This is a genomic window from Petroclostridium xylanilyticum, assembly GCF_002252565.1.
Lineage (GTDB): Bacteria > Bacillota > Clostridia > SK-Y3 > SK-Y3 > Petroclostridium > Petroclostridium xylanilyticum.
Genome location: NZ_NPML01000007.1, coordinates 242,130 through 266,681, shown reverse-complemented (window position 1 = coordinate 266,681; position 24,552 = coordinate 242,130). Strand labels below are relative to the sequence as shown.

At 36.4% G+C, this 24,552-nt stretch carries 21 protein-coding genes and 1 pseudogene; 20 read left to right on the top strand and 2 right to left on the bottom strand.

Going from position 1 to position 24,552, the window contains the following annotated elements:
• Window positions 1–9: 9 nt before the first annotated feature.
• The 10 genes and pseudogenes from CIB29_RS04545 (at window position 10) to secF (ending at window position 9,508) form a co-directional block, all read left to right on the top strand.
• A complete protein-coding gene (locus CIB29_RS04545; protein WP_094547230.1) occupies window positions 10–1,203 on the top strand; it encodes a thiolase family protein in 1,194 nt (397 codons plus the stop codon).
• Between the two features lie 40 nt (window positions 1,204–1,243).
• Window positions 1,244–2,551 (top strand): ABC transporter substrate-binding protein, encoded by a 1,308-nt coding sequence (locus tag CIB29_RS04540; RefSeq protein WP_094547228.1) that lies wholly within the window; start codon window positions 1,244–1,246, stop codon window positions 2,549–2,551.
• A 121-nt stretch (window positions 2,552–2,672) separates the two neighbouring features.
• Complete coding sequence (locus CIB29_RS04535; protein ID WP_094547226.1) at window positions 2,673–3,548, top strand: branched-chain amino acid ABC transporter permease; 876 nt, start codon at window positions 2,673–2,675, stop codon at window positions 3,546–3,548.
• Complete coding sequence (locus tag CIB29_RS04530; protein WP_094547224.1) at window positions 3,545–4,537, top strand: branched-chain amino acid ABC transporter permease; 993 nt, start codon at window positions 3,545–3,547, stop codon at window positions 4,535–4,537. Before CIB29_RS04535 ends, CIB29_RS04530 begins: the two co-directional genes overlap by 4 nt.
• 14 nt (window positions 4,538–4,551) lie before the next feature.
• On the top strand, window positions 4,552–5,286 hold the full coding sequence (locus CIB29_RS04525) for an ABC transporter ATP-binding protein (protein WP_157910204.1): 735 nt from the start codon (window positions 4,552–4,554) through the stop codon (window positions 5,284–5,286).
• Entirely contained in the window at window positions 5,273–5,977 is a 705-nt protein-coding gene (locus tag CIB29_RS04520) for an ABC transporter ATP-binding protein (protein ID WP_094547220.1), read from the top strand. The genes CIB29_RS04525 and CIB29_RS04520 overlap by 14 nt, the downstream gene beginning before the upstream one ends.
• Before the next feature lie 444 nt (window positions 5,978–6,421).
• A complete protein-coding gene (locus CIB29_RS04515) occupies window positions 6,422–6,922 on the top strand; it encodes a gamma carbonic anhydrase family protein (protein ID WP_094547218.1) in 501 nt (166 codons plus the stop codon).
• 39 nt (window positions 6,923–6,961) lie between these two features.
• Window positions 6,962–7,257 (top strand): annotated as a pseudogene (locus tag CIB29_RS18845) (phosphohydrolase); the annotation flags it as partial.
• Window positions 7,258–7,336: 79 nt separating this feature from the next.
• Window positions 7,337–8,608 (top strand): protein translocase subunit SecD, encoded by a 1,272-nt coding sequence (gene secD / locus CIB29_RS04505; protein WP_094547216.1) that lies wholly within the window; start codon window positions 7,337–7,339, stop codon window positions 8,606–8,608.
• A 15-nt stretch (window positions 8,609–8,623) separates the two neighbouring features.
• Window positions 8,624–9,508: a protein translocase subunit SecF gene (gene secF, locus CIB29_RS04500; protein ID WP_094547214.1), complete on the top strand. Its 885-nt coding sequence runs from the start codon at window positions 8,624–8,626 to the stop codon at window positions 9,506–9,508.
• Window positions 9,509–9,544: 36 nt separating this feature from the next.
• Here secF and CIB29_RS04495 read toward each other — a convergent pair whose 3' ends face one another.
• Window positions 9,545–9,805 (bottom strand): hypothetical protein, encoded by a 261-nt coding sequence (locus CIB29_RS04495; protein WP_094547212.1) that lies wholly within the window; start codon window positions 9,803–9,805, stop codon window positions 9,545–9,547.
• A gap of 343 nt (window positions 9,806–10,148) precedes the next feature.
• On the opposite strand from CIB29_RS04495, the gene CIB29_RS04490 reads away from it, so the two are divergent.
• Window positions 10,149–10,478, top strand: a complete 330-nt coding sequence (locus CIB29_RS04490; protein WP_094547210.1) for a DUF6514 family protein — start codon at window positions 10,149–10,151, stop codon at window positions 10,476–10,478.
• Window positions 10,479–10,570: 92 nt separating this feature from the next.
• On the opposite strand, the gene CIB29_RS04485 is transcribed toward CIB29_RS04490, so the two are convergent.
• Window positions 10,571–11,224, bottom strand: coding sequence for an HAD-IA family hydrolase (locus CIB29_RS04485; protein WP_157910203.1), 654 nt, complete (start codon window positions 11,222–11,224; stop codon window positions 10,571–10,573).
• 390 nt (window positions 11,225–11,614) lie between these two features.
• Between CIB29_RS04485 and CIB29_RS04480 the strand changes: the two genes are divergently transcribed.
• The 9 genes from CIB29_RS04480 to hemZ all read left to right on the top strand — a co-directional run bounded on the left by CIB29_RS04480 (window position 11,615) and on the right by hemZ (window position 24,538).
• The gene (locus CIB29_RS04480) at window positions 11,615–13,996 is read left to right on the top strand and encodes an endonuclease MutS2 (RefSeq protein ID WP_094547207.1); all 2,382 of its coding nucleotides are present in this window, start codon (window positions 11,615–11,617) and stop codon (window positions 13,994–13,996) included.
• Between the two features lie 20 nt (window positions 13,997–14,016).
• Window positions 14,017–15,804, top strand: a complete 1,788-nt coding sequence (locus CIB29_RS04475; protein WP_094547205.1) for a glycosyl hydrolase family 18 protein — start codon at window positions 14,017–14,019, stop codon at window positions 15,802–15,804.
• A 123-nt stretch (window positions 15,805–15,927) separates the two neighbouring features.
• Window positions 15,928–16,443 carry a signal peptidase I gene (gene lepB / locus CIB29_RS04470; RefSeq protein ID WP_094547203.1) on the top strand — a complete coding sequence of 172 codons (516 nt, stop codon included), beginning with the start codon at window positions 15,928–15,930 and terminating at the stop codon, window positions 16,441–16,443.
• A 47-nt stretch (window positions 16,444–16,490) separates the two neighbouring features.
• Window positions 16,491–19,001, top strand: a complete 2,511-nt coding sequence (gene recJ, locus CIB29_RS04465; RefSeq protein ID WP_094547201.1) for a single-stranded-DNA-specific exonuclease RecJ — start codon at window positions 16,491–16,493, stop codon at window positions 18,999–19,001.
• Window positions 19,002–19,023: 22 nt separating this feature from the next.
• Entirely contained in the window at window positions 19,024–19,536 is a 513-nt protein-coding gene (locus CIB29_RS04460; RefSeq protein WP_094547199.1) for an adenine phosphoribosyltransferase, read from the top strand.
• Between the two features lie 128 nt (window positions 19,537–19,664).
• Entirely contained in the window at window positions 19,665–21,842 is a 2,178-nt protein-coding gene (locus CIB29_RS04455; RefSeq protein ID WP_094547197.1) for a RelA/SpoT family protein, read from the top strand.
• Between the two features lie 34 nt (window positions 21,843–21,876).
• Window positions 21,877–22,329, top strand: a complete 453-nt coding sequence (dtd, locus tag CIB29_RS04450; RefSeq protein ID WP_094547195.1) for a D-aminoacyl-tRNA deacylase — start codon at window positions 21,877–21,879, stop codon at window positions 22,327–22,329.
• Window positions 22,330–22,339: 10 nt separating this feature from the next.
• On the top strand, window positions 22,340–22,957 hold the full coding sequence (locus CIB29_RS04445) for an MBL fold metallo-hydrolase (RefSeq protein WP_094547193.1): 618 nt from the start codon (window positions 22,340–22,342) through the stop codon (window positions 22,955–22,957).
• Between the two features lie 96 nt (window positions 22,958–23,053).
• The gene (gene hemZ / locus CIB29_RS04440; RefSeq protein ID WP_094547191.1) at window positions 23,054–24,538 is read left to right on the top strand and encodes a coproporphyrinogen dehydrogenase HemZ; all 1,485 of its coding nucleotides are present in this window, start codon (window positions 23,054–23,056) and stop codon (window positions 24,536–24,538) included.
• Window positions 24,539–24,552 lie beyond the last annotated feature (14 nt).

Here is a 24,552-nt window from a genome sequence, read left to right as displayed (position 1 = left end):
GGATGTAAAGTGAGTAATTTAAAGGAGGTAGTCATTGTAAGCGGAGTTAGAACAGCTATAGGGGCCTTTGGTGGAAGTTTAAAAGATATACACCAAACGGATTTGGCCGGCCTTGTAATAAGAGAAGCGGTTAAAAGGGCAGGAATAGAAGATAAACTGGTTGATGAAGTGATAGTAGGAAATGTGGGGCAGATTGCAGAAAATGGATTTATAGGACGCATGTGCTCCCTAAAAGCAGGACTGCCGCTGGAAACAACAGCTTATTCTGTTAACAGGCAGTGCGGGTCGGGATTGCAGGCGGTAGCAGATGCAGTAATGGAAATTCAAACCGGGAACGCCGAGGTGGTAGTAGCCTGCGGTACAGAAAACATGAGCCAATTGCCCTACTATGTCAAGGGGGCAAGATTTGGATACAAAATGGGCCATGGACAGTTTGAAGATGGATTACTTACCATTTTAACCTGGCCGATGGGTCCCTATCACAATGGAATCACAGCGGAAAATGTAGCAGAAAGATTTAACGTAACAAGAGAAGAGCAGGATGCATTTGCGTTATCCAGCCAGGAAAAAGCAATCAAAGCAATCGATGAAGGAAAATTTAAAGAAGAGATTCTTCCTGTGGAGATTTCCTTAGGAAAAGGGCAGACAGCCATATTTGATACCGATGAGCATCCGAGAAGAGGCTTAACCATGGATAAGCTTGCAAAATTAAAGCCTGCTTTTAAACAGGGAGGGTCTGTAACGGCAGGTAACTCTTCAGGTATAAATGATGGAGCCGCAGCAGTAGTGTTGATGTCCAGGGAAAAAGCCGAACAGCTTGGATTAAAGCCGGTATTAACGGTCAAAGGATTTGCAGTAGCAGGAAACGAAGCTGAAATTATGGGATTTGCACCGGCACTGTCAACAAAGAAACTTTTAGAAAAGTTACATCTAAAAGTTGAAGATATAGACCTGATTGAATTAAATGAGGCTTTTGCATCTCAAGCAGTGGCAGTTGTAAGGGATTTAGGCCTGGATATAAATAAAGTCAATGTAAATGGAGGCGCAATAGCGCTGGGGCATCCTGTAGGTGCAACCGGTACTATCTTACCAGTTAAATTAATGTATGAGATGAGAAGGCGAAATGCAAAATTAGGTCTGGTGACTATGTGTATAGGAGGTGGTCAGGGGATATCAATGATCTTTGAAAACAACCTGTTATAAAAGACAAACAAAATAAACAAGTAAACAAGGAGGAATTAAAATGCGAAAAACTTTTAAATTACTTGCTCTGGTGGTTTTATTAACCTTTATGGTATCTGTAGTTTTCAGTGGCTGTGCCTCAAAACAAGTGAATAGTCCGTCGGATAAGAAAGACACAGGAGACAAAAAAGAAATACAACAAAAAGACGCACAACAGAAAGATACTCAACAGGTAATAAAGATTGCTTTCTTAAATCCTCTTTCCGGGCATAATGCCGATGCAGGACAACAGGATTTAAATGCTGCAAAGCTTGCGGTGAAGCATATTAATGATGCAGGAGGAATAAAGGCATTAGGCGGAGCTAAAGTAGAATTGGTTGTTTCCGATACAACCAGTGATCCAACTCAAGCCCAATCAGTAGCAGAGCGTACATTCAGCAGTAACAAAGTAGTGGGAGCTGTTGGTACAGGTATTAGTGCATTAACTTTACCAATCCTTCCGGTTGCAGAAAAGCATCAGATTCCAATCATCACAAATTCCATCAGTAACGATATTACAAAACAGGGATATAAATATGTTTTTGAGCCGGTACCAAAAGGCAGTATGTTTGGAGAAACTCAAGTGGCATTCTTAACAGCCCTTAACACAGACTTTAATCTAGGTATTAAAAAAGTGGCTGTTGTTTATGAAAATTCTGCCTATGGCGTTTCAACAGCAAAAGGAGTCAAAGGTATAGCAGAAAAGGCTGGTTTGGAAGTGGTTCTGGACCAATCCTATCCACAGGGTTTCACCGATGCGTCTTCACTGGTAACAGCATTGAAACGTTCAGGGGCTCAAGCAGTATTCCCGGTTGCATATACAACCGATGCAAAATTAATTATCAATACCATGAAGAGTATGAATTATAACCCGCTCATTATTGGCGGTGGTGCAGGGTTCTTATGGCCGGCCATGGGTAAGGAATTGGGAGAAAACATTAATGGATTGGTTTCAGTAGCATCCTGGAACTGGGATAGCAAAAATATAAGCCAAAACCCCGAGCTGTTAAAAATAACCGAGGACTATGAAAAGGAATTCGGTGAATTTATGACTGAACATGCTGGTCCGACTTATGTGGCAGTAATGTTATTAAAAGAAGCGATGGAAAAAACAGCATCAACAGACCCTAAGAAGATCAGGGATACTCTGGCAGAAATAGAAATCACATCAGGACCTGCATCCTTAATGCAACCCGGAAAACTAAAATTTGATTCAACTGGCTGGAACCAACATGTTCGTCCTGTCATGATTCAATGGCAGAATAACAAACCGAGGACGGTATTCCCGCTAGAAGATGCATCTTCTAAGATTATGGTTCCTAATAAATAACTGTCAATTACTTATAGACATCTAGCTTTAAAGCTAAGTATATCGCATTATTTTAAAATTGCAGGGGCAGGTCTTATGCCTGCCCTCATTATTAAATGAAAAAAATAGAAGGGGTGACAGGATGTCCTGGTTAATAGGTCAATCGATTATTAACGGATTATTAATTGGAGGCGTATATGCATTAATTGCAGTAAGCCTGACCATTATATTTGGAGTTATGAAAATCGTTAATTTCGCCCAAGGTGAATTTTTGATGGTGGGTATGTACGCTACGTGGTTGTTGTATTCTGCCATAGGCGGCAGCCCATACTTGCTAATTATACCTGTAGCTTTCATTATGTTTATATTTGGCTGGTTAGTTTACAAAATATTAATAAACCCTGTAGTAGGTAAAGGGGATACTGCATATATATTGCTAACTGTCGGATTATCGTTTTTTTTACAAAATGCAGCCCAATTGATATGGACTGCGGATTATCATACTGTAGAAACAACAATCAAAGGCCATTCTATACAATTGGGTGAACTTTCTATTTTAACTCCTAGGCTGATAGCATTTCTAGTAGCTATTGTTTTAGTTGCTGTAATTCATATATTCTTGAAGAAAACCGATATAGGCCGTGCAATGAGGGCTACAGCAGAAAATAGTCAGATTGCATCCATGCTTGGTATAAACCCTGTTGTTACTTATGCAATCGCTTTTTCCATAGGTGCTGTGTTGGCAGGCCTGGCAGGTGTTTTGTTAACACCTATGTTTTATGTTTTTCCGAGAGTTGGAGCATTATTTACAACAACAGCCTTTGTCGTAGTTGTACTGGGAGGAATGGGTAATATAACTGGCGCCCTTTTGGGAGGTCTATTAATAGGTTTGGTTGAGGCCTTCACCGGAAGTTTCATTGCTCTTGATTTGGCACCTGTAGGCACATTTGTAGTATTTTTATTAGCATTACTTTTAAAACCTGAGGGTCTTTTTGGGGGAGGTACACGTAAAGCATGAATATTTTAAAATTTCTTTTGAAAAACAAGTTGCTTTCGCTGGCATCAATAGCGTTACTTTTGTTTCCTCTATTTATCAGTTCCAGGTATATTGTTCATGTTATGGTACTGATCTTCATGTTTGCGTCCATGGGCGTGGCGTGGAACATCATTGGAGGCTATGGAGCGCAGATCTCATGGGGACATGCTTCTTTTTTCGCCATAGGCGCTTATACAAGTTTTCTCTTATTTTTAAAGTTTAATATTTCTCCCCTTGTTAGTATATTTCTCGGAATGATAGTATCCGTAATTGTGGCTTTTATTATTGGATATCCGTCATTCAGGTTAAGAGGTGTATTTTTTTCACTGGCTACCATTGCATTTGCTGAAATAGTAAAACTTTTACTCTTATATTTTAGTGATTTTACTGGAGGTGCAAATGGTTTAATGATAACTTTCACCGGTCAGAAACCGTTGTATCTGCAGTTTTATTCAGAAACACCCTACTATTATATTAGTCTGTTTTTAATGGTAATTATAATATTTCTAACATGGAAATTAGAAAATTCCAAGTTGGGATATTTCCTAAAGGCAATAAAAGAAGATGAAGATGCTGCGGAATCTTTGGGTATTAAGGCGTATAAAATTAAATTAATCACGTTTATGATAAGCGCAGCAATGATGGCAGTGGTAGGTACAATATATGCATTTAATATTGCCTATATAGACCCTATCAGTGTGGCGCATCTTGATTTATCTATCAAACTTGGAGTAATAGCGATTATAGGTGGTATCGGAACATTATGGGGACCTGTTTTGGGAGCATTTCTTATCATACCGCTTACTGAAATTACAAATGCATTATTAGGAAGCACAAGAGGCGGTGCAAGTACTGCAATTTATGGATTAATACTGATGATTGTAGTAATATTCCAGCCCAATGGCCTGATGGCATTTTTAAATAATAAAAGAAAAGCAGCAAAAAGTACACCGGTTAAAACTTCAATGTAAATGGGGTGATAGAATTGAAAAAAATTTTAAAGATAAATAATCTTGATAAGTCTTTTGGTGGTGTACATGCAGTAAATAATGTGAGCTTTGAAGTTGAAGAAGGAGAAATTTTGGGGTTAATCGGGCCCAACGGTTCAGGAAAATCTACATGCGTTAATTTAATAAGTGGAGTATACACCCCGGATTCCGGTGAAGTTATATTCAATGGGCAAAATATTACAAAAATGCCAGTACCAAATAGGGCTGATATAGGCATAGGAAGGACATTTCAGTCTCCAAAGCCTTTTACAAACTTAACAGTTTACGACAGTGTTTTTACAATAGCACTTCTTCATCATAAACATATGAAAGATGCAGTAAAAAAGACTAAAGAGATTTTGGAACTTACAGGCCTTGCAAATCTTTCTGACGTAAAAAGCGGTAAGCTGCCAATTGAGAAAAGAAAATGGCTGGACCTTGCCAGGATATTGGCAATCCATCCAAAATTGATTATGCTTGATGAGGTTATGGCAGGGTTAAATCCGTCGGAAATGGAAGAAAGTATAAAGCTTGTCCAAAAGATAAATCGTGAAGGGATAACAATTATATTTATAGAACACGTAATGACGGCAGTAATGAAGCTGTGCCATAGGGTAATTGTATTAAATGAAGGTTCATTATTAAGCCAGGGGATGCCGTCAGAGGTAATGCAGGAGGAAGCAGTTATAAAGGCATACCTGGGAGGAGGTTATGCAAATGCTAAAAATTAAAAATTTAAATACAGGTTATGGTGACTTAAAGGTATTGTTTGATGTTTCTATAGAAGTAAACGAGGGAGAAGTTGTTACTCTTGTTGGTTCGAATGGAGCGGGTAAAACAACTCTTTTAAGAGTTATTTCAGGACTTATTCCTCTCATATCAGGAGAAGTTTTATGGTATGATCAAGACATATCCAAAATACCCGCGTATAAAAGACCTGAATTAGGTATAGCGCATATCCCTCAGGGCAGAGGTATATTAGGAACTTTGACGGTCAAAGAAAACCTGCTGATGGGTGCATATATCAAAAATGCAAGACCAAAACGAAATGAACGTATTGAATATGTATTAAATTTATTTCCTATATTAAGGGAAAGAGCTAATCAAATGGCAGGGACTCTTAGCGGTGGACAGCAGCAAATGCTTGCTATCGCAAGAGCACTTATGATGGAACCGAAGTTGTTAATACTTGATGAACCATCCTTAGGCCTTGCGCCTATAATAGTAGAGGAAGTTTTTGATATAATCAGAAATATTAGGATCGAAGGTGTATCCATACTGTTAATAGAACAAAATCTTCTGCAGGCACTATCTGTTGCAGATAGAGGCTATGTTTTTGAAACCGGGAGAGTTGTGATTGAGGGACCAAGCAGAGATTTATTAAATAATCAAGACATCAAAAAAGCATATCTTGGTATATAATTTGCTAAATATTGCTGTGATATTAAGATTTTAAAAATATGTTCAGCGGTTATAACGGTTACAGGTCAGGGTGAGTCAAGGGATGTTTTTCCCGGTCTTAGCCCTGACCTGTATGTTGTTTTTAATTATTCTGCTTTTACGCACTAATCCTGAAGGCAGCATTTGCAGTATAAAAATGATAATAACATACCAGTTTATTGAAAAAAATACTTTTTATAAGAAAAATAATGTGTTATAATAACTATGGTTCATATGAGAGAATATAGGAGCAGAAATATTTGCAAAATTATTATATTATAAGCCGATCAAAAATGTGGGAAATAATAAGGTGCATGATTGCAGTAGCCCAGGCTCAGCCTGGGCTACTGCAGTAAGCGCAGGAAAGGGGGAATGTGTGCTAATGGTCCAGGCTATACCTGTACAATAAGTAAAGGAGGAAGGTATATGATTATCAAGTACAAAGGTATTAATCCCAAAATCCATGAATCATGTTTCATTGCACCCAGTGCTGATATCATAGGGAAAGTAGAAATAGGTGAAAACTCAAGTATTTGGTTTAAAGCCGTATTAAGAGGAGATATAGCTTCTATTATCATTGGAAAAAATACAAATATTCAAGATGGTTGTATTATACACTGCGGTTATGGAATAGATACTGTAGTAGGTGATGGTGTAGTGGTTGGTCATAATGCGGTGTTGCACGGATGCCAGATTGGCGATAATTGTTTGATTGGCATGGGAGCTATTGTTCTTAATGAAGCAAAAATTGGAGAGAACTGTATTATAGGTGCAGGAGCATTAATTACATTAGGCAAACAGATACCTCCTAATTCGCTGGTTTTGGGCAGTCCTGCTAAAGTTATCCGGGAATTGACACAAGAAGAAATACAGTCAATTGCCCAAAGCGCACAAAGATATGTCAATCACGGCAGGGAGTACAAGTAATGAATAATTTCTATTTAAGTTACAAAAAATTTAATTACTATTTCATCTGCATTAATTTTAGCAGATAAAACGGATGTGAGACGAACCAGGGTAAGGAATAATGATTTTGCTACTTTTGATATCCATGATAGGGTGAATTATGCTGTTGAAAGTTCTGAAATTCAGGTTAATGCGGAAAAAAATCTGTATTGTTAAATCTAACCATTGATACAAAAATAGTGTCACTAATGGACTATTTTGAAATATTTCTTGCACGTATGTTAATGTGCAGGAGAGCAGCAGATTTTTTGAAAGTTAAATTTGTGCTTGTAATTAATGAGGCAAAACTACTTTAAAACAAATTGTAAAGTATTGACTATGCTATAGGGTAGAGATATAATATCTTTATGTTATTACAAAGGAGGCATTATATTAATGATGGCCAAAAGCTTAACTAAATTTATTATTACCGCACTTATAATAGCAGCCTTAACTTATGTGGCATTTTACGGTATTACTTTATTTGGAAAGACAATTCCAAGTGCGCTGGACCCGGAAAATGGGATCCGAAGAGGTCTGGACTTAACAGGCGGATCAGTAATAACTTATGAAGCAGAAGCACAAACTGTTACTGATGAAGAAATGAATACAGCAATTGACATGTTAAGACAGCGATTAGATACATTAGGTTATTTTGAAGCTACAATTACCCGCCAGGGAGAGAAAAGAATACGAATAGAAATACCTGCTATTTCCAATCCTGAAGAAGCAGTACAAAAACTGGGTGCAACTGCCGAATTGCAGTTTGTTGATCCAGATGGAAAGGTTATTATAACAGGAAAAGATGTGGTTGACGCGAAAGCACAATATGGACAGTATGATCCGGCTAAGCCTGCCGGAAACTTCGTTTCATTAACCATCAGTGAAGAAGGCACCAAAAAATTTGCAGATGCTACCGCTAGAGTTAGTAAAAACGAAAACAAAGATGCAGGCAAAAACTATATTGCAATCAAGTTGGATCAGGAAATAATTTCACAGCCTTTTGTAGACCAGGAAATAACTACTAAGGATGTTGTAATCAGTGGATCTTTTACTGCTGAATCTGCAGGATGGCTGGCCAATCTTATACGGGCAGGAAAATTGCCGTTTTCACTTAAAGATGTTGAGTTAAGAAGTGTAGGTCCTACCCTTGGTGAAAAAGCTCTGGAGACAAGCCTTATGGCCGGGGGAATTGGGGTAATCCTGGTTCTTATATTTATGTTAATTTATTATAGAATTCCCGGTTTAGTGGCAGATATCGCTTTAATTGCCTATATTGCAATAGTTGCTATTATAATGGCGGGATTCAGGGTAAACTTAAGTCTTCCCGGTATTGCAGGTATTATTCTTTCAATAGGTATGGCTGTTGATGCCAACGTAGTAATATTTGAGAGAATAAAGGAAGAATTAAGGGCTGGCAAGACGTTAAGAGCAGCTATTGATGCCGGATTCTCCAGAGCATTTACAGCCATTATTGATGCCAATATTACCACCCTTATTGCAGCGGCAGTATTGTGGAAATTTGGTACAGGCCCTATAAAAGGTTTCGCTGTAACCCTTTCAATCGGTATTCTTACCAGCATGTTTTCTGCAATTGTGATAACAAGGTTCTTGTTAAGACAGACGGTTGGAATGAATATTAAGAATCCTAAACTATATGGGGCATAAGGAGGGTAATATAAGATGAATTTAATAAAAAGCAGTAAGATATTTTTTATAGTATCGGCAATAGTTATTTTAGCTGGTATAGCAACAATATTGGTTGCAGGCTTAAACCAGGATATTGACTTTGCAGGCGGTACGGCTATGCATGTCCGGATAGGTAAGCAGTTTGACAATAATGAAATTAATGCGATTGTTACAGACGCAATAGGTATTGCCCCTTCTTCCATTCAGAAGGTAGGTGAAGGAGACGAAGTAATTATTAAAACCAAAGAAATTGATACTATCCAGAGGGACAAGGTTTTTCAAGCTTTGAAGCAAAAATACGGGTTAGATCAAAAGGACTTATTTTCAACAGATAATGTTAACCCTACGATTGGTAATGAGTTGAAATACCAGGCTCTTATGGCCTCTTTAATTGCTTCTATATTGATGTTGATATACATTACCTTCAGGTTTGAATTTAAATCCGGGGTTGCTGCAGTTATCGCCCTGATTCATGATGTACTTGTAATGCTTACGGTATATGCAGTTTTTAGAATACCCATCAATACTTCCTTTATTGCGGCAATACTGACAATTTTGGGTTATTCAATTAATGATACGATTATTGTATTCGATAGAATAAGAGAAAATAGAAAGTATATGAAAAAAGAAGAGTTCAGCAACGTGGTAAATAAGAGTATATGGCAAACCATGGCGCGTTCTATCAATACATCACTGACAACCTTGTTGACAATTACTGTTCTATACATTTTGGGTGTTCAATCTATAAAGGACTTTGCCTTTCCTCTCATAGTAGGTATTGTAAGCGGTACGTACTCTTCAATATTTATTGCAAGTCCTATCTGGGTAATGTGGAGAGAATGGGAAGCTAAGAAAAAGTCCAGATTAAAAGCAGTGTAATTATAAAAAAGTATAGCGATACTTCAGCGTGTATCGCTATATTTTTTTTACAAAATGATCAACTACCAGGCCGCCTATAACCGCTTCAGCAAAAATAGTCAGGCCGGTTTTTGCTATGGAGAAGGTGATAAAAGCTATATTATAGTCGAAATTATAGAGGCTGTTATTTATAAAATACAAAACAAGGGCAATGGTGAGCAAACCGGTAGCAAACTGCACCCCATGTATTATTATTTTTCTTGACAGGCTGCCTATACTGTTTATTGATGTAACTATTTTTTTGATAGTACTATTCATTATATCCCTCCTTCATTTTATAAAACAAACGCTAATGCCTCCCTATATGTTAACATAAAGCAGATGGTATCTTCAAGCATAAAAGATTTCCAAATTTTCATAGTGTAGTATGAAAATAGTGGTTGTACAAATTTTTTATTTACATATTCCATTTCTAAATAACAATATACGACAAAATCATTGTTTAATCTATCGGCAGAGTGTCATCAAATGCCGAATTTGACTGAAAGTTGCGATATTTTTTTCTAGAAAAAATGTTTATCCTCTTATATAATAAGGCATGATAAGACAATACCTGGCAGCATATCAGGTATATATAAAATTTTCAGGAGGGGTGTTTTTAATGTTAAATAAAAAACTTCAGGCTGCAGTAAATATAAATAATGATGGCACATTCTTACCGGTAGATTTAAAAGAACTCTATCTTGAGTACTATATCATAGAAAGCGAATTAATAGATGAGGAACAGAATTTTCATGGAAAAAGCTACGGTGTAGAAATAATAAAAAAGGAGTTAGGTGTAAACAATAATATATATATAGAAAACAAGCTGATAGATAATATTTATTGCTGCGAGAGCAAGACAAAGGAATTGATAGATAAGTTGGTTTATTACACTGTTACGCCAGTGACATTAAACAATGTATTGGAAGATATGATTGGAGTAATTTGATTTTTGAGGTTGAGGTTAAGATTAAGATTAAGATCGGGATTAAGCAAAAAGAATATAAATCGTTAATCTCAATCTTAATCTCAATCTTTTTTTTACTGATATTGAGCTGCCTGACTTTGAACAATATTAATAATATCAGAAGGTTTGTCAATTATATAATCAGGTACAATCCCCTCAAATTTCTCTTTAGGGAAAATTGTCCAAGACACCAGTGCAGTTTTAATTCCTGCATTAATACCGCACAGGATATCATAAGGACTATCGCCGATAATAATTATATCTTCCTTTTGACATTTAAAATATTCTAATGCCTTATAGATACACTCGGGGTGAGGTTTTTTATTTTCTACGTCATAAGCACTTACTATGAAGTCAATGTACTGTTTTAAGTTAAATAATTCTAATCCATGGAGGATACCGTTACGTCCCTTTGCTGAGGTAATTGCTATTTTACATCCCAGAGATTTTAACTTCTTTAAAAGCTCATCAATTCCTTCAAACTTTTTTACCATAGTATCTTGATGCATGCTATAATAATTTTTATAATACAACATCATTTCTTCATACTTTTCTATACTAAAATATTTCATCTGGTCATCCAAATACTTCCCTAATACAGCAAGCAAATCATGCCGGCTAATTTCACGGTTCAAGATATTTCTTACGGTTTCATACAGTGCGTTAATAATTAATTCATTTGTATCAATAAGAGTACCGTCAAAATCAAATATTACATGTTTTAGCAAGGTAACTTCTCCCCTTTTTATATGGAACGCAATAAATATTTTGCATTACTGTTACAATTAACCAACTTTAAAATTAAATATTTATATATATAACACTAAGTATGTTACATTATTGTTATTTTGTTCACGGTTCACAGTTCTCAGTTCACAGAAATTAGCCAAGAAAATCCTGTGAACCATGAACTGTGAACTAAAATAGACAATGTAAAGTACTTAGTAATACTTATATAGATATTAAAATTGGTTAATTTCATCGATAACTACATTAATTTATTTTTAACTTTAATATTGGTTATCGATATAATATTAAATTATATCTTAAATTAGGTGTTTTTACAATAAATATGTTATAATAAATAAAGTTGATTACTATTAGAATGAGGTATAAGAATGAATCAAAAAGTTTTAAAAGTTTTAGAGTATAATAAAATATTAGACAAATTAGCCGGCTTCACAACTTCTGTTCTGAGCAAAGAAATAGCATTAAATCTTTGTCCGGTAACAGATATTCATCAAGTCATTCATTTGCAAAAAGAAACAAGTGAAGCCGTAAGTATGGTTATACGGAAAGGGAGTCCACCTATTGATGGCTTAAGTGATATCAGGGGTTCATTAAAAAGAGCTGAAATTGGGGCAGTTCTAAGTCCTAAGGAACTGCTGGAAATTGCCCATTCCTTAAGAATTTCACGTAATATGAAAAGGTACGCTGGTGAAGACCGGAGGGAACAGGTGTACCCTATCTTAGACGCTTTGATTGAGGAATTGCAAATATATAAAAAGGTGGAAGATGCCATTACCACCTCTATCATAAGTGAGGATGAAATTTCGGACAATGCAAGTCCCGAATTAAGTAATATAAGACGGCACATTCGAAATGTAAATAATAAAGTAAAAGATATATTAAATGATATTATTCATTCTCCCAGGTATCAAAAATATTTGCAAGAACCTATTATTACAGTGCGAGGAGATAGGTATGTGGTCCCTGTTAAATCAGAACATAAAGGAGATATAGCAGGCCTTGTCCATGATTCATCGGCCAGTGGTGCTACCCTGTTTATTGAACCTATAGCTGTTGTAGAAGCAAATAACGAACTTCGTCAATTAAAGATAAAAGAAAAAAATGAGATTGAACGGATTTTATCAGAACTAACTTATATGATAAAAGAATGTGCTGAAGGTATAAAAAATAATGTAAAAATCATTACAGCGCTGGATTTTATATTTGCAAAGGCTAAGTTAAGCCTGGAGTGGAATGCTGTTGAACCCAAAATCAATGATCAAAGATATATTGATATCAAGAAGGCCAGACATCCTTTGTTGGACCAAAAAGCGGTCGTTGCTACAGACATTTATTTGGGAAAAGATTTTAATACGCTGGTAATTACCGGGCCAAACACCGGTGGAAAAACAGTCACCCTAAAGACCATAGGGTTATTCACTTTGATGGCCCAGTCCGGTTTGCATGTTCCGGCCAGCGATGGGACGGAATTGGCCGTATTTAAAAAAGTGTTTGCAGATATTGGAGATGAGCAGAGTATTGAACAGAGCTTAAGTACTTTTTCATCACATATGACTAACATTGTAAAAATACTGCAAGAAGTAGATGATGAGTCTTTGGTATTATTTGATGAATTGGGAGCAGGAACAGACCCAGTAGAAGGTGCTGCTCTTGCAATGTCAATATTGGAATACCTTTACCAGATAGGTGCCAGGACAGCAGCTACCACCCATTACAGTGAACTAAAACTGTTTGCTTTATCTACCAAAGGGGTGGAAAATGCAGCCTGTGAGTTTGACGTAGATACTTTAAGACCGACTTACCGGCTGTTAATCGGGGTTCCGGGAAAAAGCAATGCTTTTGCAATATCAAGCAGATTAGGGCTGGACCAAAACATTATTGAAAGGGCAAAGGAGTTTATTTCCCAGGAAGATGTCAAATTTGAGGACATCATTTCAAACCTTGAGAAAAACAGACAGATGGCTGAACGGGAAAAAGAAAAGGCCATACTTTACAAGCAGGAAGCAGAGGCCCTAAAAGATGAACTGATAAGGCAAAAGGAAAAATTACATGCACAAAAAGAAAAGATGCTGGAGGAAGCCCGCCGGGAAGCTCGAAAAATTATACAACAGGCAAAAATAGATGCAGAAGAAATAATTAGGGAAATAAGGAAAATACAAGAAGAAACAGAGGAGAAAGAAAGGAATAAGGCGATTGAGCAGGCAAGAATGAAACTGCGAAGCAAGCTTGATCAAATCGATGATTCTCTAGCTCAATCCATTCTTCCAAAAAATAAATATTCAAGCCCACCTAAAAATCTTAAGCCTGGAGATTCCGTGCTGATTACTACTTTAAACCAGAAAGGAAATATTATTTCAATCCCTGACGAAAATGGAGAGGCACAGGTGCAGGTAGGTATCATGAAAATAAATGTGCATGTATCTAATTTAAGGCTGATAGAAGATAGTAAAGACCAAATGGTGAGCAGTACGGGTGCGGGGAAGATTAGTATTGCTAAATCTGCACATATTTCGACTGAGTTGGATTTGAGAGGTCAAACATTGGATGAAGCATTGTTAAATACGGATAAGTATCTGGATGACGCTGCTTTAGCCGGACTGCAACAGGTAACTATTATTCACGGAAAAGGTACGGGGGCATTGAGAAACGGTATTCACAATATGTTGAAGACACACAGCCATGTAAAATCTTTCCGCCTGGGGAAATATGGAGAAGGTGAGACAGGGGTTACCATAGTAGAATTGAAATAACGAACTTGGAGGAGTTACGTATGAAAAAATATTTAGTAATGTTAATTGTATTATCCATGCTATTGACAATGCCATTTGCATCCAACACCTTTGCACAGCCGGAAAACTCTGAAGAGTTTATTGATGTTCCACGGGACAGCTGGGCAAAAGAATATATTTATAAATTAAAAGAGCTAAATATTACCAACGGCAAAGGAAACGGCATATTTGGATATGATGATCATATAACCCGTGCGGAATTTTTAACTTTTTTGGTCAGAATTTTAGGTATAGATATAAATAACCAGGAAAGATCAGATGTATTTAGTGATGTAAAATTGACGGACTGGTACTATCCGTATGTGAATGCCGGCCTTAAAAATTCAATTATCGTTGCAGAAGAATATTTAGGAAATAAATTTGAACCGGGCAAAGATATTACCCGTGAAGAAATGGCAGTAATGATTGTAAGAGCATTACAATACGACTACCTTGCACAGCTTCTGGGTGCAGAACCGGAAATTATTCAATTTAAAGATGTGCAATCATATAAAGGTTATATTGCGGTAGCAAAGGATTTTGGTATTATTACAGGTAAAAATGCACATTCTTTTGCGCCGCAGGGTAATGCTCTTAGACAGGAAGCTGCTGCAATGCTCGTAAGAATGTATAATGTATTAAATCATAAAATACAGAGCCTGAATGGGTTTTATGCTATCAAGGCATATCCTCAAATCAATAAGATGAATGTATTTGATACCGTTAGTTTTGGTTGGAGCAGGCTGGAGTATAATGCTAAAACCGGACTGGTGGAACTGGCAACAAACTTCCAGACTAATAAAGATTTTTGGATTCCTGAAGCATTTGAAGAGCCTATAGCAGAAGCTGAAAAGAACCGTTTAAAAAAGTATATTATGGTATTTGCTACCAATGAGAATAAGGTTAACATAAATAATGAAAATATTGGATTAATTTCCCTTTTGCTAAGCAACCATCAATCTATTCAAAATGTTAAGGAGAGTATCATTAATTTGGTTAATAATATGCAAAAAGATGGCGTTACGCTTAATTTTGATGGTGTAGTTGTTGATTTTGAAGCTCTAAAGGATTCAGGAGAAGATAAAAAAAGATTTGTTGATTTCTTATCTGAGCTTAAACAGGAATTAGACAAAAAAGATAAAGAGCTGATAGTAAGTGTCAACCCGAAAAGGCAGCCGGAGCAAGTATTTTATGATGGATATGATTTTAAGTCAATTGGAGAAATTGCTGATAAAGTAATTTTAATGGCCCATGACTATGAGCCTAAAAAGTTAAGGGAAGAAGAAATAAGTTACTTTACCTCTGAAACGCCGACTCCTCTTGCACCTATAAAAGATATTTATTATGCTTTAAAATATGCTGTTGATCCGCAAACGGGTATCCCTAGGGATAAATTGGTACTTCAAATAAACTTTGGTACCGCCCAGTGGAATTTTAAAGATGGAAAGTTGGAAAATACCGTGCCTTATACCCTTTCTTCCTACCAGATTCTAAAAGACAGGATGACAGATGGAAGCATAAAAGACAAACAGTTTAAATATTCAAACACCATGCAGTCACCAACCTTTACATTTACTGACCCCAATACAGGAGTGAAAAAAGTGATCTGGTACGAGGATTACAGGAGTGTAGAGGCAAAAATACGAATGGCAAAAATATTTGGAATTAATGGAATTTCCGTATGGCGTTTAGGTATAGTGCCGGATTTTGAAGATTCACAGCAGCAGGAGCAGCCGCATTATTTGAACTTGTGGCCGCTGTTTGAAAGTATTTCAAAATTATTATTTTAAGGTTGAAGATACCACATGTAAATGCTATAATTTTTTTATGTCCAACCTTATGGCTAGAGGGATAAACTAATTTTATAGATTGCTGTAGCCTTTAAATTATATATAAGAGAAGAGGTAAAATAAATGCAGATCAGTAGGCAGGTTATAGTAAAAGAAGCGTGGGATTGGATAAAAACGATTATTATATATGTAGGTATTGCACTGTTTATTCGTTTTTTTATTTTTAATCTTTCCATTGTCCCTACCGGCTCTATGATACCTACTATTCAAATAAAAGATAAGATTATTATTCTAAAATTCAGCTACTGGTTTCAGCCGGTTAAAAGAGGAGACATCGTTGTATTCAGGTCTCCCAATGAAAAAAATGTACAGTTGGTGAAAAGGGTTGTTGGTATGGGAGGAGAGACAATTCTTATCAAAGATGGGAAACTTTATATTAATGGAAAGCTGTATATGGAACCCTATGTCTATGAGAAAATGAAGGAAGATTTTGGTCCATATACTGTCCCTCAAGACGGATATTTTGTTATGGGGGATAATAGAAACCACTCTTATGATTGCAGGAAATGGGAAAAAAAGTATATTACCAGGGATATGATAATAGGTAAAGCGGTTTATAAATTTGGAGCATTGAAGTAAAATGATGAACCATGAACTATGAACTATAAAAGTATTGGGTGGAAAAAATGAACAATAAAAAATGGATATATAGCAAGCCTGATAAATATATTGTACAGGAAATTTGCAAAACCTTTAAAGTTTCTCCCTTGACTGCAACTGTCATTTTAAACCGTGGTGTTCAAGAGCCGGAAGATATAAAAATGTTTTTGGAAAGTGACATAAATAGTCTTCATGATCCGTTTTTAATGAAGGGCATGCGGAAGGCTGTTGATAGGATAAAAAAGGCAATTGCTGAAAATGAAAAAATAACAGTTTACGGGGATTATGATGTAGACGGCGTAACAAGTACTGCAATATTAGCAAAATACCTGTCCCAATGTGGTGCATGCGTTGATTATTATATTCCCGATAGAATAGATGAAGGATATGGTATAAACAAGCAGGCTTTGGAAAAGATTCGAAAAAATGGAACATCTCTTGTCGTAACTGTTGATTCGGGTATTACAGCATTGGAAGAGGTTGAATATGCTATTCAGCTAGGTCTTGATATAATCATAACCGATCACCATGAGTGTAAGGAGGAAATACCAAAAGCTACTGCTGTACTAAATCCTAAGCAAAAGGATTGTAGCTATCCTTTTAAAGAACTGGCAGGGGTAGGTGTTGCTTTTAAACTTATCCAGGCGCTGGCAGGCAAAGATAATTTTTTATCAATCGTGGATCATTATTGTGATATTGTTTGCCTGGGTACCATTGCTGATGTAGTGCCATTGCTTGGTGAGAACAGGCTGATTGTCAGCAGGGGGCTAAAAACAATTGCAGCTACTAAGAATGTAGGTTTAAAATCATTAATAAATGTTTCCGGGGTTAAAGATAACAAAATAAGTACGGGAACAATCGGCTTTATCATTGCCCCCCGAATTAATGCTGCAGGTAGAGTTGGGAGTGCCCTGAGGGCGGTACAGTTATTTTTAACTGATGATGAATTTATTGCTGATGAAATTGCACAGGAATTAAATGAGGAAAATAAAAACAGGCAGGCGACTGAAGCACGCATTTTACAGGAAGCGTTGGAAATTATAGAACAGGAATTTGATTTAGGACGTCAGAAAGTAATCGTTCTATCCGGTGAAGACTGGCATCATGGTGTCATTGGAATAGTAGCATCAAGAATAACAGACAGGTTCTATAGACCTTCGATACTCATAGCCCTGGAAGGGGATGAGGGAAAAGGCTCCGGTAGAAGTATAAGCGGCTTTAACCTGTTTAAGGCATTACATGAGTGTAAAGATTACCTTATTAAATTTGGAGGGCATGAACTTGCTGCGGGTTTAAGTATTGAGAGGGAAAAAATACCTTCTTTTTTGGAAAATATTAATAACTACGCAAATGAAATACTTAGTGACGATGACCTGGTGCCGCGAATTTATATAGACTGTGAGATAGATACTGATGATCTTACTTTTGATACTGTAAATCAGTTGGAAATATTAGAGCCTTTTGGAATGGGAAATGCCGGGCCGGTATTTTCTTTTTGTAATGGGGTTATTGTCGATATACGAACCGTTGGGGACAATAAACATTTAAAATTGGTGATAGAAAAGAACGGTAATTTTGTTGATGCAATAGGATTTAACATGGCAAATTATTCAGAACAATTCATTGTAGGAGACGTTGTAGACATAGCTTGTTCTTTAGATATTAATTTATACAATGGACTTAAAAGGGTACAGTTGATTTTAAAAGATATAAAGCTGCCTGACAATAAAATAATTGAGTATAAATATTATAAATCATTTGATTCGTACATTAGAAGTGATATAATAGGTAATGCCCAAAGCGATAAAAATGGTATGGATGTAGTAAATAATCTTAACCTATTTAAAGGTAATATAGCAGATATAGCAATACATTTAAATAATAACAACAGCTGCCTTATTATAGTAAATACATTGCCGGGTATACAGGAGGTAATAAAAGAACTTAAAGCAATTGGATTAGATGATGTATATTTTAATGTTCATTTTAACGTGATTAATAAAAAAAATTTACTGGATATCATCATTAATCCATTGACCGATCAGTGTAATTTTGATAACTATGATTATGTATATATCTATGATCCGTGTTTTAATTTCAAAACTTTTCGCGAGATATGCCAAATGCACAATAATGTTACCACCTTGTTTGGTGATTGCGGATTTGAATGGTGTGAAACAGTTCTGGATAGTATAATACCAGAAAGACAAGATTTTGTAATAGTATACCAATATATAAAAACCAGGAGTATAAATAATACATATTCTGACAGCTTACATCTATTGAGCCGGCGTATATGCATAAGTTACAATGCGTCGATGAATTATCTGAAGTTAATGCATTGTATTAACATTTTTGAGGAATTAGGGCTGTTAAAGTATACTTTATGCGGCCATCAAATTACTATACTGCAATGTAATTACAAAGGCGAAAAAGTTAATATTGAAAGCTCATCGAAACTTATAGAGCTTAGGAAAATGAGAGACAAGTTTAGAGAATACAAAATATTCTTTAACAATAATTTAAAATATATTTAAACGTAAGGAGAGGGTTATTATTATGAATTTAAAAGAGAAATTTAGGCATGTTATGGATTTCCCGAAAGAAGGCATAGATTTTATTGATATAACAACGGTATTGCAAGATAAAGATGCTTTCAAATATGCGATGGATAGTTTGGTTGAAACAGTTAAAGACAAAGAATTCGACCTTATTGTGGGACCTGAGTCCAGAGGTTTTATTTTTGGCGCTCCTATAGCTTATGTTTTAAATAAAGGCTTTGTACCTATCAGAAAAAAAGGAAAATTGCCTTATAAAACAATAAAAGTGGAATACGAATTGGAGTATGGCACTGACATTTTAGAAATGCATGAAGATGCAATTCAACCCGGGCAGAAAGTTGTTATTGTTGATGATTTATTGGCAACAGGAGGAACTACCCTTTCGAATATTAAGCTGATTGAACAACTCGGGGGAATAGTGACAGATATTGTATACCTCGTAGAACTTGAGTTTTTAAAAGGTAGAGATAGATTAAAAGGGTATGATGTACACTCTATTGTGAAGTTTTAGTTCGCAGCTCGGAGTCCGGAGATAGGAGAAATTTTTATGTAAAAAATTTTGGTGATTTTCAAAGCCATTATTGCGAACTGCCGAACTCCTAGCTCCAGACTCCGAACTTTATTAAAGTGGGGATAATAATGGATGAAGCATATAGAAAGCTGATTGAAAAGGTTAATAAATATAATCCTCAATGTGATTGGGATATGCTGAGCAGGGCATACAAGTTTTCCAAAGAAGCTCATGAAGGTCAGCATAGAGTTTCAGGAGAGCCGTATATTATGCACCCGTTGGAAGTTGCACATATACTGGCTGATTTGGAATTAGATTGTGAGTCATTGGTAGCGGGTATACTTCATGATGTTATTGAGGACACCTCATATAGCTATGAAGAAATCAAAAATATGTTCGGTGAACAGGTAGCTTTACTTGTAGATGGTGTTACGAAGTTAGGGAAAATACCATATACCACGAAAGAGGAACAACAAGTAGAAAATTTAAGAAAAATGTTCCTTGCAATGGCTAAAGATATAAGGGTAATTCTCATTAAGCTGGCTGATAGGCTTCATAATATGAGGACATTAAAAAGTATGCCGGAAGATAAACAAAGAGAGAAGGCTAAAGAAACACTTGAGGTCTATGCACCTCTGGCGCACAGGCTTGGAATCACCAAAATCAAGTGGGAACTTGAAGATCTATCTTTGCGTTACCTGGATCCTATTGCCTATTATGAAATAGTAGAAAGCATTGCACAAAAAAGGCAGGAAAGAGATGCCCATATAAAGGCAATAATAGATACTATCAGTGCGCGTTTAAAGGAAATAGGAATACAAGGGCATATAGATGGAAGACCTAAACACTTTTACAGTATCTATCGAAAAATGTTTGCGCAAGGTAAAAGCATAGAAGAGATATATGACTTGTTTGCTGTAAGGGTAATCGTAAATAGCGTGAAGGACTGTTATGGCGTACTGGGAATGGTCCATGAATTATATAAACCCATACCGGGACGCTTTAAAGATTATATAGCCATGCCGAAGCCTAATATGTACCAATCCCTTCATTCAACGGTGATTGGTCCGGCAGGAAAGCCTTTTGAAATTCAAATACGTACGTGGGATATGCACAGGATTGCCGAATATGGTATAGCTGCGCATTGGAAATACAAGGAAGGGAAAACGGGAACTTCTGACCTCGATTCAAAATTGGCATGGGTACGACAGCTTCTTGAGATACAAAGAGATTTAACCGATGCAGAAGAATTCATGCAGACATTAAAGATTGATTTGTTTGCTGATGAAGTATTTGTGTTTACGCCTAAAGGGGATGTCATTAATTTGCCGGCGGGGTCCACGCCTATTGATTTTGCCTATGCAATCCATAGCGCTGTAGGAAACCGGATGATGGGCGCAAAGGTGAATGGAAAAATTGTGCCTATTGAATATGTCCTCAAAAACGGTGACATCGTAGAAATACTGACTGCGGCTACCGTACATGGTCCCAGCAGGGATTGGTTAAAAATCGCAAAGACTTCCCAGGCACGAAATAAGATTAACCAATGGTTTAAAAAGGATAAACGGGAAGAAAATATCGCACGGGGAAAAGAATTAATTGAAAAAGAATTAAAAAAGATTGGGTTAACGCACAATCAGTTATTTAAAAATGAATGGGTAGAAATAGTTTTAAAAAAATATAGTTTTAACAGCCTGGATGATTTATATGCAAATATAGGATACGGTGGTATTTCAGCTTCAAAGGTTGTAACAAGACTCCGGGATGAATATAAAAAGACTATAAAGCCTGAAACGCCTGAAGTGGTGCCGGAAGAGACAGATGTACCTTCTAATATTAATAAAAGAAGGAAACAAAACAATAACGGCATTATTGTAAAAGGAATAGAAAATTGTCTTGTAAGGCTGTCCAGGTGTTGCAACCCGGTCCCGGGAGATGAAATCATAGGTTATATTACCCGGGGAAGAGGGGTATCCATTCACACAAAAGACTGTTCAAATGTAAGTTACAGCGATGATGAGAGGAATCGCCTCATCGAAGTTGCATGGGAAACCTCTCAAAGTGCTGCATATTTGTCTGATATTCAGGTGCTGGCTAATGACCGCAGCGGATTACTGGTTGAAGTTACAAATAGTGTAGCCGATTCTAAAATACCTCTAAAGGCTATGAATGCAAGAACATCAAAAGAAAAAATTGCTGTTATTAATCTTACTCTCGAAATAACAGATACAGAACAATTAGATAAGATCATTAAAAAACTTCGCAAGATAGATGGTGTGTTTGAGGTTAACAGAAGCAGACAATAAAGGAATTGAGAATACTGTAACAGGAGGTGTCGCATTGCGGGCGGTTGTACAAAGGGTAGCAAGTTCAAAGGTAACTGTTGAAGGAAATGTTACTGGTGAAATTAACAAAGGCTTAATGGTGTTGTTGGGAGTAGGACCTAACGACACTTCCAAAGACCTTGATTATATGGTGGAAAAAATCTTAAATTTGAGAATTTTTGAAGATAGTGAGGGTAAAATGAATTTATCACTTCTTGACGTAGAAGGAGAATTACTTGTAGTGTCTCAATTTACCCTTTATGGGGATTGCCGGAAAGGACGCAGGCCCAGTTTTGCCGGTGCTGCCCCTCCTGAACTGGCAAATAAGCTTTATGAGCAATTTATATCAAAGTGCAGGGAAGCCGGGGTTAAAAAAGTACAGACAGGAGTATTTGGGGCACACATGCTTGTCAATATCTGTAATGACGGTCCGGTAACACTGTTAATCGACAGCGAGAAACAATTTTGAGGTGAAAATAATGATACTAAAAGTTTTACCTGTTGGACAATTGAAAGCAAATTGCTATATTTTCGGAGATGAAAATACGAATGAGGTAGCAGTAATTGACCCGGGGGATGAAGGCCAAAGAATATATGATGTCATTGTTCAAAATGGTTATAAAGTAATATATATTATCGCAACTCACGGCCATGTAGACCATATATCTGCAATTAAGTATTTAAAAGAAAAAAGTGGTGCACAGGTTGTAATCCATCAAGAGGACAGTGAAGCTTTACTAGATAGCCAAAAAAATCTCTCCGCGCTTTTGGGTTATCATTCTATCCAGGTTCCTGCAGATATAAAAGTTATGGATGGTAAAGTTTTAAATGTAGGGAAATATCGTTTGCAAATCATCCATACTCCCGGACATACACCCGGGGGAATTTGCATTCTGGTTGACAAGATATTATTTTCCGGTGATACGTTATTTGAACATTCCATTGGCAGAACTGACTTGCCGGGTGGAAATCATCAGCAGCTTATAAAGTCCATTCAGGACAAGCTTTTTGTATTGCCCGATGATGTCCAGGTGTATCCGGGACACGGAGATAAGACAACCATGGGAAGTGAAAAAAAGTTCAATCCATTTTTTTAATTTTTGTTTTTGAGGTAGGACAGGTTTCACTGTCCTTTTATTATAGATTAAAATGTGGCATAATATAATTAGTATTATACAAGGTGGAATTACTTTATGAAAGTATATCTGGAAGGACATAGATACGAATATGAGATAGAAAATATGATTCATCTGTTTTTTACAAATAAAAAAATTGAATTTATTTATGACAAATACCAACTAAATGAAACGGATATTTTTATTAGCAGTATACTTAAAAATACAGGCGGGCAAATATCAGTTTCAACGAGAATCGTGTTAAATGGAGATGTTAAAGAAAATAATATTATACAAAAATATGACAGCAGCATGAGCCCGGATGAATACAGCAAACTGTGCAAATCAGCAGTAAAACTTTCGTTTTATAGGGCGGCCAAACAAGTCAGTCCGGTGAATGTTCCGTGGGGAACCCTAACCGGTATACGTCCGACCAAAATTGTGCACAGCCTGATTCAGGAAGGCAGAAGCGACAAAGAAATAGAAAAAATATTACTTGAGCAATATGAAGTGAGTACTGAAAAAGCTAAACTTGCCCTGGATGTAGCGTACAATGAACTTAAAATTTTAAAACAGTCCCAGCCTAACAGTATAGGGTTATATATAGGAATTCCTTTTTGTCCTACAAGATGCTTATATTGTTCCTTTGTTTCCAATTCAGTCCAGCGTGCACAAAAATTTATAGAGCCTTATATGGAAGCGCTTATCAGGGAGATTCAGCATACCGGGACAATTATAAATAATATGGGCTGGCAAGTAGAGAGTATATATATAGGAGGGGGCACACCGACTGTACTAACGCCGGTCTTTTTAGAAAAACTTTTATCTGCTGTTTGTGCTCATATAAATTTGCAATCGGTAAAAGAATTCACTGTAGAGGCAGGAAGGCCGGATACGATAGATCAAGAAAAATTACGCATCATAAAAAAATATGGAGCAAGCCGCTTAAGCATTAATCCTCAGACTATGAATTTAAGTACGCTTCAAACGATTGGGAGATGCCATATGCCGGAAGATATTGTAAAATCCTTTGGAATGGCAAGAAGTTTAGGTTTTGGCAATATTAATATGGATGTCATAGCGGGTTTGCCTGATGAAACAGTTGATATGTATAAAAATACATTAATACAAGTCCAGGAGCTCGACCCGGAAAGTGTTACAGTACATACCATGAGTATAAAAAGAGCATCCAGATTAAATGAGAAAATAGATGAATATACGATTACCCAGGCAAATGCGGTACAGGATATGCTGCTGTTTACGCAGCAATTTATGAGGGAGCATAATAAATACCCCTATTATATGTATAGACAGAAAAATATTCTTGGTAACTTAGAAAATGTGGGATATTGTAAACCAAATTTTGAATGCATCTATAATGTCCAGATTATGGAGGAGAAGCAAAGTATTATTGCGGTAGGATGTGGAGCAGTTACTAAAATGGTAAATTTAGAGAATAACCGTATTGAAAGGATATTCAATGTGAAAGATGTTGAAGAATATATAAAAAGAATAGATGAAATGCTTATACGGAAAAATAAAATTTATGAGTATTTTTCATAAGCCAACAGCAAAAC

Excerpts from the sequence above, each read along its gene's own strand:
- CIB29_RS04475 (WP_094547205.1), top strand. The coding sequence starts at position 14,017 with ATGAAAAAATATTTAGTAATGTTAATTGTATTATCCATGCTATTGACA.
- CIB29_RS04535 (WP_094547226.1), top strand. The coding sequence starts at position 2,673 with ATGTCCTGGTTAATAGGTCAATCGATTATTAACGGATTATTAATTGGA.
- lepB (WP_094547203.1), top strand. The coding sequence starts at position 15,928 with ATGCAGATCAGTAGGCAGGTTATAGTAAAAGAAGCGTGGGATTGGATA.
- recJ (WP_094547201.1), top strand. The coding sequence starts at position 16,491 with ATGAACAATAAAAAATGGATATATAGCAAGCCTGATAAATATATTGTA.
- secF (WP_094547214.1), top strand. The coding sequence starts at position 8,624 with ATGAATTTAATAAAAAGCAGTAAGATATTTTTTATAGTATCGGCAATA.
- CIB29_RS04490 (WP_094547210.1), top strand. The coding sequence starts at position 10,149 with ATGTTAAATAAAAAACTTCAGGCTGCAGTAAATATAAATAATGATGGC.
- CIB29_RS04480 (WP_094547207.1), top strand. The coding sequence starts at position 11,615 with ATGAATCAAAAAGTTTTAAAAGTTTTAGAGTATAATAAAATATTAGAC.
- CIB29_RS04455 (WP_094547197.1), top strand. The coding sequence starts at position 19,665 with ATGGATGAAGCATATAGAAAGCTGATTGAAAAGGTTAATAAATATAAT.
- CIB29_RS04520 (WP_094547220.1), top strand. The coding sequence starts at position 5,273 with ATGCTAAAAATTAAAAATTTAAATACAGGTTATGGTGACTTAAAGGTA.
- CIB29_RS04445 (WP_094547193.1), top strand. The coding sequence starts at position 22,340 with ATGATACTAAAAGTTTTACCTGTTGGACAATTGAAAGCAAATTGCTAT.
- CIB29_RS04530 (WP_094547224.1), top strand. The coding sequence starts at position 3,545 with ATGAATATTTTAAAATTTCTTTTGAAAAACAAGTTGCTTTCGCTGGCA.
- secD (WP_094547216.1), top strand. The coding sequence starts at position 7,337 with ATGATGGCCAAAAGCTTAACTAAATTTATTATTACCGCACTTATAATA.
- CIB29_RS04515 (WP_094547218.1), top strand. The coding sequence starts at position 6,422 with ATGATTATCAAGTACAAAGGTATTAATCCCAAAATCCATGAATCATGT.
- CIB29_RS04495 (WP_094547212.1), bottom strand. The coding sequence starts at position 9,805 with ATGAATAGTACTATCAAAAAAATAGTTACATCAATAAACAGTATAGGC.
- hemZ (WP_094547191.1), top strand. The coding sequence starts at position 23,054 with ATGAAAGTATATCTGGAAGGACATAGATACGAATATGAGATAGAAAAT.
- CIB29_RS04460 (WP_094547199.1), top strand. The coding sequence starts at position 19,024 with ATGAATTTAAAAGAGAAATTTAGGCATGTTATGGATTTCCCGAAAGAA.
- CIB29_RS04540 (WP_094547228.1), top strand. The coding sequence starts at position 1,244 with ATGCGAAAAACTTTTAAATTACTTGCTCTGGTGGTTTTATTAACCTTT.